We start from the raw sequence: 14,857 nt of genomic DNA, 5'->3' as shown, positions 1-14,857 counted from the left end.
CGGATGGTGCATGCTCGGAGTCGTGATCGACGATTTCGCGAAGGAATACCTGCACAGTGATCTGCGAGAGATCCGTGAAGCGATGCTCCGGAAGCTCGACGGACTCTCCGAATACGACATCCGGCGTCCGCTCACGTCGACGGGGACCAACCTTCTCGGCCTGGTCAAACATCTGGCGGCGTGGGAGGCGCGCTACTTCGGCGAAGTCTTCGATCGACCGTTTCCCGGGGCGATCCCTGAGCGCGGGACCGACCTGTGGGCGACCGAGCACGAAACCCGGGATGAGATCATCAGCTACTACCGGCGCGTCTGGGAGCACTCCGACGCGACGATCGCCGCACTTCCCGTCGACGCGCCCGGACGCGTGCCGTGGTGGCCGAGGCCCGACGTGATGCTGTTCAACATCCTCGTCCACATACTCACCGAGACCAACCGGCACGCCGGGCACGCCGACATCCTGCGAGAGCAACTGGACGGCTCCGTCGACCTGGCCCCCACCAAGGACCAAGCCTTCTGGAAATCCCGCCGCGCCGAAATCACCCGCGCCGCCCAGGCCGCCTCAGAGCGCCTTTAGCGGGCTAAACGCGAAACTGGTGGGGCACACGGGGCGGTTGTGACTGCTGGGGCACGTGAGCACAGGCCGGCCCGGATCGCGTTTAGCGGGCTAAACGCGATCCGGGCCGGGGAGTGAGCGTCAGCGGCGAACGGTCAGGCCGACCCGCTGAAACTCCTTCAGGTCTGAGTAGCCCGTCTTCGCCATCGCGCGGCGAAGCGCGCCGAAGAGGTTCACGACGCCCTCAGCGTCCGAAGACGGCCCGAACAACAGCGTCTTCAGGTCGACGGCGTAGTCCGGCCCCAGCGCCACGCGCGAGCGCGGCAGCGACGGGTGCGCGGCCGCCGACGTCCAGTACAGCCCCTGCCCCGGCGCCTCGGAGGCGGCGGCCAGCGGCGCGCCCAGCATGACCGCGTCGGCACCGCAGGCGATGGCCTTGGCGATGTCGCCGGACGTGCTCATCCCGCCGTCGGCGAGCACGTGGACGTACCGGCCACCGGTCTCGTCGAGGTAGTCGCGGCGCGCGGCCGCGGCGTCGACGATCGCGGTCGCCATCGGCGTCCCGATCCCGAGCACGCTGTCGGTGCTCGTCACGCCGCGGCTCGCCCCGTGGCCGACGATGACGCCGGCCGCGCCGGTGCGCATCAGGTGCATCGCGGTGCGGTAGTCGCTGACGCCGCCCGCGATCACCGGGACGTCGAGCCGTCCGATGAAGTCCTTCAGGTCCAGCGGCTCGGCGTCACGCTGGACGTGCTCGGCCGAGATGATCGTGCCCTGCACGACGAGGATCTCGACGCCCGCCGCGAGCAGATCCGGCGTGAGCTCGGCGGCGTGCTGCGGGCTGACCCGCGCCGCCACGGTGACCCCGGACTCGCGGACGGTCTTGATCGCCTCGGTCAGCAGGTCCAGCCGGATCGGGGCGGAGTGCAGCTCCTGCAGCTCACGCACGATCGCGGTCGGGTCCTCGGTGTCCTCGGCGGCCCGGACGAGGCGGAAGATCGCGTCCTCGACGTTCGGGTGCCGCGCCCAGAGCCCTTCGGCGTTGAGGACGCCCAACCCGCCGAGCTCCCCGACGGCCACCGCGGTTCCCGGCGACACGATCGCGTCGGTGGGGTGCGTGACCAGCGGCAGCTCGAACCGGTACGCGTCGATCTGCCAGGCGGTGGACACGACCGAAGACGACCGGGTGCGCCGCGACGGCACGATCTCCACGTCATCGAGGTCATACGCCCGCCGCGCGGTGCGGCCCATGCCGATCTCGACCAGATCCCGCACGTCAAGTCCCTTCTCACCGACGACCGTTACACCCCATTGTCGCTAGGCCGCGTGGGTGACCTGCGCACGGGGCACCCGAACCGGGCCAGAAGTCACACCAGCCCCAGGTGCCCCACCCGTTTCGCGTTTAGCCCGCTAAAGGCGCTCCGGGTCAGAACGAGACCTTCTCCACGGAGTCGGTCCGCAGGACGGATTCCTGCGAGAAGGCCTTCTTGTAGTCGGTCCGGATCTCCTCGATCTCGCGGTTCGCGTCGCGATCGCTGAACGGGTACACGACGACGATCACCTTCGACTTCTCCCGCGAGATCACCCCGTCCGAACCGCGCCACTGCCCGCGTCCGGTCAGCTCGGTGAACCCGTCCGGGAACCTCGGCGTGACGGCCTTATCGGTGAACGCGGTGAACTCGGCGTCGGTCAGCTCCCCGCCGCCCGGCTTCGTCGTCCCGAAGAACAGCTCGGTGCGCTTCCACAGCTCACCCGGCGACGCCTGAAGAGCGGCGGCCTCGGGTGCGGAAGGCGCGGCGGAAGCGGTGGGGACGGCGGAAGCCGCCACCCCGCCGCCGAGCCCGAGGGCGGCGGCGGCGAAGACGGCGAGCGCGGTCCGGCGCGACGTGAAAGACATCGGGTTCCTCCCAGGAGACTTGATCAGCGGGCCAAGTCTCCCGGGAACGGAACCGGATGGGTAAGTGTCCTAAGGGGCGGACTAACGGGTGGTGTAGTTCGGCGCCTCGACGGTCATGGTGATGTCGTGCGGGTGGCTCTCCTTGAGCCCGGCCGCGGTGATCCGCACCAGCTGAGCCTCTTGCAACTCGGGGATCGTCGACGCACCCGCGTAGCCCATACCCGACCGCAGCCCGCCCACCAGCTGGTGGACGACGTTCGCGAGCGGCCCGCGGAACGGGATCCGCCCCTCGATGCCCTCGGGGACCAGCTTGTCCTCGCTCAGCACGTCGTCCTGGGCGTAACGGTCCTTCGAGTACGACTTCGCCTCGCCGCGCGACTGCATGGCGCCCAGCGAGCCCATGCCGCGGTAGGTCTTGAACTGCTTGCCGTTGACCAGGATCAGGTCGCCGGGCGATTCGGCGGTGCCCGCGAGCAGGCTGCCGAGCATCACCGTGGACGCGCCGGACGCGATCGCCTTCGCGATGTCACCCGAGTACTGGATGCCGCCGTCGCCGATCACCGGGATCCCGGCCGGGCGCGCCGCCTGGTCGGCCTCGTAGATCGCGGAGATCTGCGGCACGCCGACCCCGGCGACGATGCGGGTGGTGCAGATGGAACCGGGGCCGACGCCGACCTTGATCCCATCCGCGCCCGCGTCCACCAGCGCCTGAGCGCCGGCCCGGGTCGCGACGTTGCCGCCGACGATGTCGACTGTTTCGCCCAGTTCCTTCTTCAGCAGCGCGACGGTCTCGACGACGGCGCGGGAGTGCCCATGCGCGGTGTCGACCATCAGCACGTCCACCCCGGCGTCGGCCAGCGCCATCGCGCGCTTGTGCCCGTCCGGGCCGACCCCGACGGCGGCACCGACGATCAACCGGCCGTTGGTGTCCTTGGAGGCGTTGGGGTACTGCTCGGTCTTGACGAAGTCCTTGACCGTGATCAGCCCGCGCAGCTTGCCCGCACCGTCGACGATGGGCAACTTCTCGATCTTGTGGCGGCGCAGCAGCCCGAGCGCGGCTTCCGCGGTGACGCCGACCTGCGCGGTGACCAGCGGCGGCTTCGTCATCACCTCGTGCACCGCGCGGGTGTGGTCGACCTCGAACCGCATGTCGCGGTTGGTGATGATGCCCACCAGCGTCCCGGCGGCGTCCGTGACGGGCACGCCGGAGATCCGGAACCGCGCGCACAGGGCGTCGACCTCGGCGAGGGTGTCCTCGGGCGAGCACGTGACCGGGTCGGTCACCATGCCCGCTTCGGAGCGCTTCACGACCTCGACGGCGGCCGCCTGGTCGTCGATCGGGAGGTTCCGCTGCAGCACGCCCATCCCGCCCTGGCGGGCCATCGCGATGGCCATCCGGCCTTCGGTGACGGTGTCCATGGCGGCGGAGACCAGCGGGATGTTCAGGGTGACGTTGCGCGAGAGCCGGGTGCGGGTGCTGACCGCACTGGGCACCACGTCGGACTCGGCCGGCAGCAGCAGCACGTCGTCGAAGGTCAGCCCGAGCATGGCGAACTTGCTCGGGACGGGGGCGGTGACGCTGTCGCTGGTCATAGCAGGCGTAGGGCCTTCCTAGCGGTGATAAATGGGAGCCGCCGTGGCTGGTGGCCTCGTGGCGGGGGCCTGCCCCTCATGATATCCGGGCCGGGCGGCCGCCCGGCCCGGGTGGGCGCCCGGTAGCGTGCAGGCGTGCCGCAAGATGCGTTGCCCCCAGACCCGTTCGCGGATGACCCGGACGACCCGGCCCGCGCGTTCATCGACGACGCCGACCGGCTCGACGAGCCGATCAGCGACGAAGAGCGCACCGAGTTGCTGGCCGACCTCTCCGATCTCGCCGTCTACCAGGCGCTTCTCGAACCGCGCGGAGTACGCGGGATCGTGGTCGACTGCGGTGAATGCGACGAACCCCACTATCACGACTGGCATCTGCTGCGCGCCAGTCTCGAGCAGCTGCTCGCCGACGGCCGTATGCGGCCGCACGAGCCCGCGTTCGATCCGAACCCCGGTGACTACGTGAGCTGGGACTACTGCCGCGGCTTCGCGGACGGTGTCACGGCCAACGAGAGTGCCTACTGATCGCGTTTAGCCCGCTAAAGGCGATCGCCTTTAGCGGGCTAAACGCGATCTGAAACCCCGAAGGGCCTGGTGAGAGAGATCTCACCAGGCCCTTTCGGCGTTCTGGGTGTTACGGCGTCTCGACCGCGCCAGCGGGAGCCTGCGCTCCGGCGCCCGGCGACGGTTCGTTCCGCGAGCCGCCCGGGTCGTTGCCCGAGGCCGGCGGCGTGGTCGACGTCGTGGGCGGCGGGGGCTCGCTGCTCGTGGTCGGCGGAGTCGGTGAAGGAGTCGTGGTGCCCGGCAGGCTCGTGCCGGGGTTGCCGCCTCCCGGCAGCGAAGTCGGCGGAGCCGTCGGCTGCGTGGTGGGCTGCGGGGTCGTCGCGACCGGAGTCTGCGTCGGCGGCTGCTGATCCGGCGGCAGCGGCTGCTGGCCGGGGTTCTGCAGCTGAGCGCTCAACTGACGGTGCTGTTCGAGCAGCTGATCGCGGTTTTCTTCGTCGGTCACCTGGTTCAGCGCGGCCTGAGCCTCGTCGAGCGCCTTGCGGGCGTCGTCGAGGCGCCCGCCGGCGAGCGCGAGGTTGGCCTTCTCGAGATCGAGTTTGGCCGCTGCGGCGGCCTCGACCGACCGGGCGTGGTCGGCGTAAAGCACCTTGGTCAGGCCCCAGAGAGTGTCACCAGGCTGCGCGTCCTTCGCGGCGAGACCGGTACCGGCGAAGGCGATGGCCAGGACGGCCGCGGCGGCGCCCACCGGGACCAGCAGCCGGCGTCTTCCCCCGTGTTTGCGGGCGATCGCGGCGCTCTTCACGGTGACGACGGCGGTGTCGACGTCGACGAGCTCCGCGAGCGGTTCGCTGTCGATGTCGCGCCGCCAGGCCAGCAGCAGGGCGTTGAGCTCTTGATCGCCGAGGTCGTCGGCCATCTTCGGATCCGAGCCGCCGAGAGCGTCGAGCAGCGCGTCGTCGGCCTGGACGGCCGAGAGATCAGCTGCGAACTCGGCTTCCGAGGGCGTCAGCCCTCTTTCGAAAGCCGTCAGTTCACGATCGGTCCCAGGGGAGAACCGATGGTCGCGATCGGTCACTCAGATCACCTCCTCAGCGGCCAGAACCTTACGTAGGCGCGCGAGGGCGCGATGCTGGGCCACCCGGACGGCGCCGGGGGTGGACCCCACAGCCTCTGCCGTCTCTTCGGCGGACAATCCCACGACAACCCGCAGGACCACGATCTCACGCTGTTTGTCGGGAAGGACGCGCAGCAGCTGCGACATGCGCTCGTTCAGCTCGCCTTGGAGGGCACGCTGCTCGGGACCGACGCCGCCCTCGACCTCGTCGGGGACTTCGGCGACCGGCTCGGCGCGGTTGCGGGCCGCGGCGCGATGCGCGTCGGCCACCTTGTGCTGGGCGATCCCGTAGACGAAGGCCAGGAACGGGCGGCCCTGATCACGGTACGAAGGCAATGCCGTGAGCACCGCGAGACACACCTCCTGAGCAACGTCGTCTGCGGAAGCGAACGAACGCTCCTGCCTGCCAACCCGAGCGCGGCAGTACCGCACTACCAAAGGACGGATGGCCGCCAGCAACCGCTCGACCGCTTGAGGATCACCCTCAACAGCAGCGGCGACCGGCTCATCCAGTCCGTCCCCCACATTGGCCATCGCAGACAACAGTCCCAGTGTTACGTATAGGCGTGCAAAGAGTCCGGCGCGTGACTTCGGAGACCACTACCGGTGACAGCTACCGTACCGCCCGGGTCCGCCGCCTTCACTGACGGCCGTCATCGGCGCGCCGCCCTTCCGGCGAGCGCGCTGAACCCGGGTCTTCCTGGTTCCCTTCGCTCGTAGTCGAACTTTCAACGAGCCGGAACGCAGTGGGGTACGACGGTCCACCCGGAGGCGGACTCGCTCGGGCAAGAGTGCCTGAGCGTCGAACATAAATGCGCGAAGCGTGACAGGGAACACAGGTACGGGCCAGGGGTACTCCCCCGGCCCGTTCGTCACCCGTTGTGCAATCTGACCGATGAAATCAGGAAAGCGTTGTCAGGAAACAAGTCCACGGCGGAATCCGTGGGCGACCGCCTGTGCGCGGTCACGAACGCCGAGTTTGCGGAACAAGCGGCGCGCGTGGGTCTTCACGGTGTCTTCGGACAGGTACAGCTCGCGGCCGATCTGTCCGTTGCTCTTGCCCTGGCTCATCCCGCGAAGCACCTGGAGCTCGCGCTCGGTGAGCTGGACACCGGGGTCGGACGGCTGGCGCGGCGCCGGCACCGAGGTGCTGGCGAGCGTGTGCGCCAGTGCGGCGACCAGCTCGGGACGCGAGGCGTCCCAGCGCAGGTAGCCGCGCGCGCCGCCGGCGATGGCCGCGGCGATGCTGCCCGCGTCGTCCGGGGCGCCGAACACGATCACGTTCGCTTGGGGGTTCGCAGAGACGAGCCGCCGGGTGGCTTCGACGCCAGTCGGGACAGCGCGCTGGGTTCCCACCAGCACGACGTCGACCGGCTGACGGGAGTACCGGGCCAGCAGCTCGTCACCGTGCGCTACGCAGTCGATGCGACTGACCCCTGGGACCGCGGACATCACTCGAGTGAGCCCTTCGCGGACACTGCGTCGGTCGTCGCAGATCAAGACCGTCGTCACGGGGTTTCCTTCCTGCAGCCGGGTGACATTCCACTTCCCCTATCGGACGCTTTAGCCCGAACCTTGACACGATCCGGTGGCTTTTTTTGAAAGTTCTTAGCCCGGTTGCCGGAATGGGCCCTCCAACAGGCTAGACGCCCTCAGAGGGGGACCCACGGAGATTCCCGGGCGAGCCACCTCCCGCAAGGATCCGCATGCCGTAACACTGCGTGCAACAGTTCGGCACTTCTGGATCGATACTCATCGGCGTGTCCTGCCCCGAAGTCCGCCTCGAGCAGGCACGCCACCCACAGAAGTGAATTGAATTCGTATTTCTCGGCGGTTTCTCGCGCGCTCTCTACCAGCGCTTTCGCGCGATCCCGCTCAGCGGAACCGCGATTCGCGATCGTCACGGCGAGTACAAGGCTCGATTTGACGACATGTCGGCACGCGTCCCTGGCACGCGCGGTTTCCCACGCCATTTCCGCTGGGGCGACGGCCGCCCCGGAAATGTTACCCGCCAGTTCGATTTCCGCGCCCACCCAACCGGCCCTCGTCCGGGTCCGCCAGTTGCCGCAGTGCACGTCCGCACGCGCGAGCAACCGCCGGGCCGCGGTCAGCCTGCCGCGCCCGAGGTTGTCCGCCGCGAGCCCCAGGAGGGCGTCCGCCCGCGCTCCCTCGGCGTCCAGACCGTCGGGGTCGGCCTCGCCCTGCGGCTCCGTGATCACCAGCGCGAGCGCCTCGCCGTCGAGGACGAGGGCGGCCGCGTGCCCGCCGAGCTGCCGTCGATGCGATGCCAGCGTGCTCGCGGCCAGCGACGCGAACACCGGGCCACCGTGCGCGCGCAACCCGTTCAGCAGCGTGGCCGCCGCCGCGTACCGGCCGCGGGCTCCGAGCCCGATCGCGGCGAGCAGCCGTCCGCGAGGCGACGCGGGCACCGCGAACGGGTTCGGCGGCGGCACGCCGTCACCGAACGCGGCGGACCGCAAGGACGATTCCATGCGTCCTTTCTATCGCCTCGCACCGACAAGAACGTGCTCGATCCGGTCGGCGGCGGTCGTCAGTTCGCCGAGCAGTTCGATCTTGTCCGGGAGGGTGGCGGGATCCCAGCCGGGACCGCACGCGAACAGCCTGCTGCGCTGACGGCCGCGGGACACCCTGGCGAACAGGCGCGGGTCCGCGGTCGCACGACGGCCGGACCACAGGACGACCGCCGCCGGGACGCTGCGGCGGACGGTCACGGCGAGCACTTCGGCGGGCAGGGACGCTCCGAACAGCTGGGCGCCGATCCGGCGTCCCGCCAGCGCCGCGGCGAGCGCGTACATCGGCATGTTGTCGCGCTCGTCCGGGACGCAGGTCAGCAGGACGGGTCGTTGGTTGCGCGGTTCGCGGAGCACCGGCGTGGCGCGGACGAGGGCGGCGTACACGCATTCGGCGAGCAGATATTCGACCTCCGCGCCGGCGCTCACCCCGCGCCAGCGCGCGCCGAGCGCGGTCAGCACCGGCGACACGACGCCGGTCCAGGCGGGCAGGACGCCGAGTTCGCGGATCGTGTCGGCGAGCATCCGCTGCACCGCGCCGAAGTCCATCGCGAGCGCGGCTGTGCTCAAACGTCTGGCGAGGCGGGAGGGGACGTCGTGATCCTCCGCGGTCGGCGCGGCGGCCTGCTCCGCCACTTGGACGACGGCGGTCTCCTGAGGCTCTGTCGCCGTCCTCGGCATTTGCTCGAGCGCGTACTTCGCTGCTTCGGCCGTCGAGGCGCCGCGAAGGAGGGCTCGCTGCATCAGTTCGAGACGGCCGATGTCGGAGCTGCCGTAGCGGCGGTGACGGCCGTTGGTGTGGCGACTCGGTCCTACGCCGTATCTGCGGTCCCAGGTGCGCAGGGTGGACGGTGCGACCCCGAGCCGGCGAGCGACGGAGGCCACCGGCAGGGTGGGTTCTTCACTGCTGGTCCGAGATCCCACTCGACCCAATATCCAGGCAGGCCGGGGCAGGGGCAACCGGAGCGGAAAGTACGGCTCACACATCCGGGGGATGCCTAACGGCTGAATCGTCTTGAATCTCTTGAACAAGTATTGGCGCGCTTCTAACGTTACCGCCGTTGCACCGAATGGAGTATCCGCAGCGCAGCAGAGCAGGTAAACGCTTCGACCGGATGACGGAGGCGGTCAGGATGGCGGACACACGCAGGCTCCCGGGGCCCAACGCGGATGTATGGGACTGGCAGCTCGAAGGGTCGTGCCGAGGCATGGACAGCGCGTCCTTCTTTCACCCTGACGGCGAGCGCGGGCCGGCCAGAGCCCGACGCGAGGCGCGGGCCAAAGCCGTGTGCCTGGCCTGCCCGGTACTGGCGATGTGCCGGAACCACGCACTCGCCGTGCACGAGCCATATGGGATCTGGGGCGGGCTGTCGGAATCGGAACGCGAGCACATCATCAAGGCGGACAAACGCACATTGAGCATGTCGAACGGCTGATCCGGCCGAGTCGGCAACGCGGAAGGGCGGCATCCGGGTGGGGTGCCGCCCTTCCGCATCTCCGGGCACCGGATCGCGTTTAGCCCGCGAAACGCAGGTCGGCGCGGCCGGGCACCCGCGCGACCCCGGATCGCGATTAGCCCGCTAAACGCAGGTCGGCGCGGGGGCCCGCCAGATCGCAGTTAGCCCGCGAAAGTCGCCCTGCCCGCGGTCGCACCCCCACGCGGCCGGATCGCAGTTAGCGGGCTAAACGCGATCCGGGCCTGGGAAGGGCGGGGCAAGCAAAACGGGGCGGCACTCCGACTGGAGTACCGCCCCGCTTCAGGGGTGGAACTAGTGCGCGTGGCCGTGCCCGGCCGCGGCGGGCTCCTCCTCGGCCGGCTTCTCGACGACGGAGCTCTCCGTTGTGAGCACGAGCCGGGCGATGGAAGCGGCGTTCGCCACCGCGGACCGGGTCACCTTGACCGGGTCGACGATGCCGGCGGCCAGCAGGTCGGTGAGCTCACCGGTGGCGGCGTTGAAGCCGTGGCCCCAGTTCTGCTCCTGGACCTTGTTCACGATGACCGCGCCCTCGTGGCCCGCGTTGGTCGCGATCCAGAACAGCGGGGCGGTCAGCGCGTCGCGGACGATGCGGACACCGGTCGCTTCGTCGCCCTCGAGGCCGAGGCCACCGTCGAGCGCCTTGACCGCGTGCACGAGCGCCGAGCCACCGCCGGGCAGGATGCCCTCTTCGACGGCCGCCTTGGTCGAAGCCACGGCGTCCTCGATGCGGTGCTTGCGCTCGTTCAGCTCGGTCTCGGTGGCCGCGCCGACCTTGATCACCGCGACACCGCCGCCGAGCTTCGCCAGCCGCTCCTGCAGCTTCTCGCGGTCCCAGTCGGAGTCGGTGTTCTCGATCTCCTTGCGGATCTGCGCGACGCGCGCCGCGATGTCGTCCTTGGTGCCGGCACCGTCGACGAGCGTGGTGTCGTCCTTGGTGACGACGATCCGGCGGGCGTTGCCCAGCTGGGCCAGCGTGGTCTCGGACAGCTTGTGCCCGATCTCGGCCGAGATGACCTCGCCGCCGGTGACGACCGCGAGGTCGTCCAGGAACGCCTTGCGGCGGTCGCCGAAGAACGGCGCCTTGACCGCGACGGCGGTGATCGTCTTGCGCAGCGAGTTCACGACGAGGGTGGACAGCGCTTCGCCGTCGACGTCCTCGGCGATGATCAGCAGCGGCTTCTTGGCCTCGACGACCTTCTCCAGCACCGGGAGCAGGTCGGCCAGCGCCGAGATCTTCTCGCGGACGAGCAGGATGTAGGCGTCCTCGAGGATCGCCTTCTGCTCCTCCGGGTTGGTCGCGAAGTGCGCCGACAGGAAGCCCTTATCGAACTGGACACCCTCGGTGATCACGAGCTCGGTCGCCAGCGTGGACGACTCCTCGATCGTGATGACGCCGTCTTCGCCGACCCGCTCGACGGCCTCGCCGAGCAGGGCGCCGATGGCCGCGTCACGCGAGGTGACGGTGCCGACCTGGGCGATGTTGTCGCGACCCTTGACCGGGGTCGCCTTCTCCTTGAGCACCGCGATGACCTTCTCCGCGGCGGCCTCGATGCCACGGCCGACCGAGGTCGGGTTGGCACCGGCGGCAACGTTGCGCAGGCCGACCTTCACCAGCGACTGCGCCAGCACGGTCGCGGTCGTGGTGCCGTCACCGGCGACGTCGTTGGTCTTGGTGGCGACGCTCTTGGCGAGCTGGGCGCCGAGGTTCTCGAACGGGTCGTCGAGCTCGATCTCGCGAGCGACGGTGACGCCGTCGAGGGTGATGGTCGGGCCACCGAACTTCTTGTCGAGCACGACGTGGCGACCGCGCGGGCCGAGGGTGACCTTGACCGCGTCGGCGAGCTTGTTCACCCCGCGCTCGAGCGCGCGACGAGCGTCCTCGTCGAAACTGATCTGCTTGGGCATGGCCTGTTCCGCTTACCTTCCAGTTCTAAAGCTCGGAAAACACGAACGCCCCGTTCCCCGGCAATGCGGGGCCCGGGGCGTCATGCGCTGAGAGCGGACGTCAGTTGATGACGGCCAGCACGTCGCGAGCGGAAAGGATCAAGTAGTCCTCACCGTTGTACTTCACTTCGGTGCCGCCGTACTTGGAGTAGATGACGACGTCGCCGACGGAAACGTCGAGCGGGACGCGGTTGCCCTTGTCGTCGATGCGGCCCGGGCCCACGGCCAGAACCTTGCCCTCCTGGGGCTTCTCCTTGGCGGTGTCGGGGATGACGAGGCCGGAAGCGGTCGTCTCCTCGGCCTCACTCGTCTGGACAACGATCTTGTCCTCGAGCGGCTTGATGTTCACGCTCACCGGGTTGACCTCCACGGTCGTCGAAAGCGTTGGCAGGATGAGTTACGGCTCCTACCACCCCCGCCGTCGCGGGTGCCGGGGCGTGTTCGGGCCGTGCAATTAGCACTCTAGCCATGTGAGTGCCAGCTTCGCAAGGAGGGTCCGCTCACCTTGTCCGCGAGCCCCTGACCGGCCGTTTTGGTTCCGCCCCGGACCACCGGATCGCGATTAGGGGGCTAAACGCAGGTCGGCGAGGTCGGTCACCAGGGCATCGGGGTCGAGGGCCGCGAGGGCCCTGCGCTTGGCGGGCGTCTTCGCCAGGGCGATCGAAGCGACACCGGCGGCGCGAGCGGCCAGGATGTCCGCGGCCGAGTCGCCGACCATGACGCACCGTCCAGGCGACGAGCCGAGCGCCTTCACCGCGGCGTCGAGGAGCGCGGGTTCGGGCTTCAGCCGCGCCGGGTCGCTCGTCGTCCGCGCGCTGATCCCGCGAACGAGCTCGGCGAGTTCGTGCAGCGCCAGGAACGCCTGGACCGCGTCGACGGAGTTGTTGCTGACGATCGTCACCGTGAACCCCTGCGCACGCCAGTCACGCAGCACGTCCGCGACCCCGGGCGACGGCGAGACCTGCGCGACGGCCTCCCCTTCGAATCGGCTGAGCTGCCGCTCGACGACGTTCGCGGCGTTCGGACCGCACGAGGCCGCGAACCGGAGCACGTCGAACGGATCGGCCGAGGTGATCACTTCGGGCTCGACAAGGCGTTTCAGCCTGTCGGCCACCTCGCTCGCCGGAAGCCGGGCGAACACGTCGCACACCGGGCCGTCGAAGTCGAGGAAGACGTGGTCCTTCTCCCGAAGAAGCTCCATGCCTCCCACCTTTCCACCGACCTGCGTTTAGCCCCCTAATCGCGATCCGGAGGGGCCTTACGGACCAAGCCGGATTCTGGTTAGGTTCCGACCATTGGGGTCGGTCCTGTTCAGCAGACCTAGTCACTGGGGGTATACGCCCATGCCGCGTCCCTTCCGTCCCGTAACCCTCGAGCCGCTCCGGCGCCGGTCCAAACGGACCGCCGGGCTCGCGGTTCTCAGCCTCGCCGCCGGGCTTCTCGCCGCTGTCCCCGCTGAAGCCGCTCCGGCGGATCAACAGCGTCAACGGGACTTCGCGGCCGCCGCACAGGAGTTCGGCGTCCCCGAGAACGTCCTGCTCGGCGTCTCGTTCCTGGAGTCGCGCTGGGATTTCAACGCCGGCACCCCGAGCACCTCCGCCGGGTACGGCCCGATGCACCTGACCGACCTGCGTGAAGCGGGCACGGGCACGCATCACGACGAAGGCGAGGAGGATCCGCGCGGAGACGACGCCCGCAAGGCGAAACTCCCGGTAACCCCGGCGCCGAAGCCTCCCCCGCCCGGTCTCCAGACCATCGACGAGGCGGCCACGCTGATCGGCCAGGACGTCGCGACGCTGCGCACGAACACCACCCAGAACATCCGCGGTGGCGCCGCCCTGCTGGCGAAGTACCAGCGCGAGACCGGCGACTGGAGGGCCGCCGTCGCGCGCTACAGCGGCGCGAAGGACGCGGAGGGCGCGCAGTCCTTCGCCGACGAAGTGTTCGACACGATCTCCAAGGGCGTGAGCCGGAGGACCGACGACGGCCAGAACGTCACCCTCGCCGCGTCGCCGGTGAGCCCGGGGCGCACGCAGGCGGAAGCCCCGAAGGCGGAGTGCCCGAAGACGGTCTCGTGTCTTTCGGTGCCCGCGCCGTACCAAGAGCTGCCGGACAACGACTACGGCAACCACGACAAGGCGGACCGGCCGAAGAGCCAGAAGGTCGAATACATCATCATCCACGACACCGAGGGCTACTGGGACACGGCGATGGACCTTGTCACCGACCCGACGTACGTGAGCTGGCACTACACGATCCGCTCCTCCGACGGCCAGATCGCGCAGCACGTGCCGACGAAGGACGTCGCCTGGCACGCGGGCAACTGGTACGTCAACGCGAAGTCCGTCGGCATCGAGCACGAGGGCTTCGCCGCGAAGGGCACTTGGTACACGGAGGCGATGTACCGCACCTCAGCGAAGCTCGTCGGCTACCTCGCGCGGAAGTACGACATCCCGCTCGACCGCGCGCACATCCTCGGCCACGACAACGTTCCCGGCACCATCCCCTCGACCATCCGGGGCATGCACTGGGATCCGGGCCCGTACTGGGACTGGGCGCACTACTTCGATCTGATGGGCGCGCCGCTGTCCGGTTTCGGCCGCCCCGGCTCGCCGCTGGTCACCATCACGCCCGACTTCGCCACGAACCAGCCCGCGTTCACCGGCTGCGAGACCGCCGGAAAGCCTTGCCCGGCAAGGGGTTCCGGTTCGGTCGTACTGCGCAGCGAGCCGAACGACACCGCACCGCTGCTCAAGGACATCGGCCTGCGCCCGGACGGTTCGGCGAGCACGATGGCCGTTTCCGACATCGGCAGCCGCGCGGAGACCGGCCAGCGCTACGTGGTCGCCGAGCGGCGTGACGGCTGGACGGCGATCTGGTACCTCGGCCAGAAGGGCTGGTTCCGCGACCAGCGCACGACGAGCCCGGCGTTCGGCCTGGTCGTCACGCCGAAGCCCGGGCTGGCGACCGTGCCCGTGTTCGGCCGCGCGTATCCCGAGGCCGAGGCCTACCCGGCGAACGTGCCGGTGCAGCAGGTGATCCCGCTGCCGTACACGTTCTCGGCCGGGCAGCGGTACTCGCTCGGCAACGTCCTCGGTTCCGAGTACTACTCGGCGACGACGTTCGACCCGGCGAACCACGTGGTCGTCAAGGGCAAGACGAAGTACGTGCAGATCCAGTTCGGACACCGCATCGCCTTCGTGAAGGCGGACGACGTCCGGATCCTGCCCGCGCTCTGAGACC

The 14,857-nt window shown here is 69.3% G+C and carries 15 protein-coding genes; 4 read left to right on the top strand and 11 right to left on the bottom strand.

What is annotated here, in order from left to right; genetic code table 11:
* The first annotated feature begins 10 nt into the window (after window positions 1-10).
* On the top strand, window positions 11-574 hold the full coding sequence (locus DMC61_RS23245) for a DinB family protein (RefSeq protein WP_125691203.1): 564 nt from the start codon (window positions 11-13) through the stop codon (window positions 572-574).
* Window positions 575-694: 120 nt separating this feature from the next.
* Here the strand turns inward: DMC61_RS23245 and DMC61_RS23240 are convergent, their stop codons facing one another.
* The 3 genes from DMC61_RS23240 to guaB all read right to left on the bottom strand — a co-directional run bounded on the left by DMC61_RS23240 (window position 695) and on the right by guaB (window position 4,043).
* Entirely contained in the window at window positions 695-1,828 is a 1,134-nt protein-coding gene (locus DMC61_RS23240) for a GuaB3 family IMP dehydrogenase-related protein (protein ID WP_034304399.1), read from the bottom strand.
* A 151-nt stretch (window positions 1,829-1,979) separates the two neighbouring features.
* Window positions 1,980-2,450: a DUF3574 domain-containing protein gene (locus DMC61_RS23235; RefSeq protein WP_125691201.1), complete on the bottom strand. Its 471-nt coding sequence runs from the start codon at window positions 2,448-2,450 to the stop codon at window positions 1,980-1,982.
* Window positions 2,451-2,531: 81 nt separating this feature from the next.
* Entirely contained in the window at window positions 2,532-4,043 is a 1,512-nt protein-coding gene (gene guaB / locus DMC61_RS23230) for an IMP dehydrogenase (RefSeq protein WP_016331163.1), read from the bottom strand.
* 135 nt (window positions 4,044-4,178) lie between these two features.
* Here guaB and DMC61_RS23225 point away from each other — a divergent pair, with 135 nt between their 5' ends.
* Window positions 4,179-4,565, top strand: a complete 387-nt coding sequence (locus tag DMC61_RS23225) for a DUF5319 domain-containing protein (RefSeq protein WP_005166667.1) — start codon at window positions 4,179-4,181, stop codon at window positions 4,563-4,565.
* Between the two features lie 109 nt (window positions 4,566-4,674).
* Here DMC61_RS23225 and DMC61_RS23220 read toward each other — a convergent pair whose 3' ends face one another.
* The 5 genes from DMC61_RS23220 to DMC61_RS23200 all read right to left on the bottom strand — a co-directional run bounded on the left by DMC61_RS23220 (window position 4,675) and on the right by DMC61_RS23200 (window position 9,077).
* Complete coding sequence (locus DMC61_RS23220; protein WP_199750077.1) at window positions 4,675-5,622, bottom strand: anti-sigma-D factor RsdA; 948 nt, start codon at window positions 5,620-5,622, stop codon at window positions 4,675-4,677.
* Complete coding sequence (locus DMC61_RS23215) at window positions 5,623-6,195, bottom strand: sigma-70 family RNA polymerase sigma factor (RefSeq protein ID WP_026467317.1); 573 nt, start codon at window positions 6,193-6,195, stop codon at window positions 5,623-5,625.
* A gap of 381 nt (window positions 6,196-6,576) precedes the next feature.
* A complete protein-coding gene (locus DMC61_RS23210; RefSeq protein ID WP_003073605.1) occupies window positions 6,577-7,173 on the bottom strand; it encodes a response regulator transcription factor in 597 nt (198 codons plus the stop codon).
* A gap of 140 nt (window positions 7,174-7,313) precedes the next feature.
* Window positions 7,314-8,153 (bottom strand): hypothetical protein, encoded by an 840-nt coding sequence (locus tag DMC61_RS23205; protein WP_125691199.1) that lies wholly within the window; start codon window positions 8,151-8,153, stop codon window positions 7,314-7,316.
* Between the two features lie 9 nt (window positions 8,154-8,162).
* Window positions 8,163-9,077: a MerR family transcriptional regulator gene (locus DMC61_RS23200; RefSeq protein WP_370456430.1), complete on the bottom strand. Its 915-nt coding sequence runs from the start codon at window positions 9,075-9,077 to the stop codon at window positions 8,163-8,165.
* A gap of 230 nt (window positions 9,078-9,307) precedes the next feature.
* On the opposite strand from DMC61_RS23200, the gene DMC61_RS23195 reads away from it, so the two are divergent.
* Entirely contained in the window at window positions 9,308-9,628 is a 321-nt protein-coding gene (locus tag DMC61_RS23195) for a WhiB family transcriptional regulator (RefSeq protein WP_007031108.1), read from the top strand.
* A gap of 333 nt (window positions 9,629-9,961) precedes the next feature.
* Here DMC61_RS23195 and groL read toward each other — a convergent pair whose 3' ends face one another.
* From groL to DMC61_RS23180, 3 genes are all read right to left on the bottom strand, one after another.
* Window positions 9,962-11,575, bottom strand: a complete 1,614-nt coding sequence (groL, locus tag DMC61_RS23190; RefSeq protein WP_016331159.1) for a chaperonin GroEL — start codon at window positions 11,573-11,575, stop codon at window positions 9,962-9,964.
* Window positions 11,576-11,675: 100 nt separating this feature from the next.
* A complete protein-coding gene (gene groES / locus DMC61_RS23185; protein ID WP_007031106.1) occupies window positions 11,676-11,969 on the bottom strand; it encodes a co-chaperone GroES in 294 nt (97 codons plus the stop codon).
* 207 nt (window positions 11,970-12,176) lie between these two features.
* On the bottom strand, window positions 12,177-12,815 hold the full coding sequence (locus tag DMC61_RS23180; RefSeq protein WP_125691195.1) for an HAD family hydrolase: 639 nt from the start codon (window positions 12,813-12,815) through the stop codon (window positions 12,177-12,179).
* Window positions 12,816-12,957: 142 nt separating this feature from the next.
* Here DMC61_RS23180 and DMC61_RS23175 point away from each other — a divergent pair, with 142 nt between their 5' ends.
* A complete protein-coding gene (locus tag DMC61_RS23175; RefSeq protein WP_125691193.1) occupies window positions 12,958-14,853 on the top strand; it encodes an N-acetylmuramoyl-L-alanine amidase in 1,896 nt (631 codons plus the stop codon).
* Window positions 14,854-14,857: the final 4 nt, after the last annotated feature.

The sequence above is a fragment of the Amycolatopsis sp. WAC 04169 genome (assembly GCF_003947535.1).
GTDB lineage: Bacteria > Actinomycetota > Actinomycetes > Mycobacteriales > Pseudonocardiaceae > Amycolatopsis > Amycolatopsis keratiniphila.
This window is presented reverse-complemented; position numbering and strand designations above follow the sequence as displayed.

Bases quoted from the DNA above. Each gene is read 5' to 3' on its own strand.
- DMC61_RS23245 (WP_125691203.1), top strand. From the start codon at position 11: ATGCTCGGAGTCGTGATCGACGATTTCGCGAAGGAATACCTGCACAGT.
- DMC61_RS23235 (WP_125691201.1), bottom strand. From the start codon at position 2,450: ATGTCTTTCACGTCGCGCCGGACCGCGCTCGCCGTCTTCGCCGCCGCC.
- guaB (WP_016331163.1), bottom strand. From the start codon at position 4,043: ATGACCAGCGACAGCGTCACCGCCCCCGTCCCGAGCAAGTTCGCCATG.
- DMC61_RS23215 (WP_026467317.1), bottom strand. From the start codon at position 6,195: ATGGCCAATGTGGGGGACGGACTGGATGAGCCGGTCGCCGCTGCTGTT.
- DMC61_RS23205 (WP_125691199.1), bottom strand. From the start codon at position 8,153: ATGGAATCGTCCTTGCGGTCCGCCGCGTTCGGTGACGGCGTGCCGCCG.
- DMC61_RS23195 (WP_007031108.1), top strand. From the start codon at position 9,308: ATGACGGAGGCGGTCAGGATGGCGGACACACGCAGGCTCCCGGGGCCC.
- groL (WP_016331159.1), bottom strand. From the start codon at position 11,575: ATGCCCAAGCAGATCAGTTTCGACGAGGACGCTCGTCGCGCGCTCGAG.
- DMC61_RS23180 (WP_125691195.1), bottom strand. From the start codon at position 12,815: ATGGAGCTTCTTCGGGAGAAGGACCACGTCTTCCTCGACTTCGACGGC.
- DMC61_RS23175 (WP_125691193.1), top strand. From the start codon at position 12,958: ATGCCGCGTCCCTTCCGTCCCGTAACCCTCGAGCCGCTCCGGCGCCGG.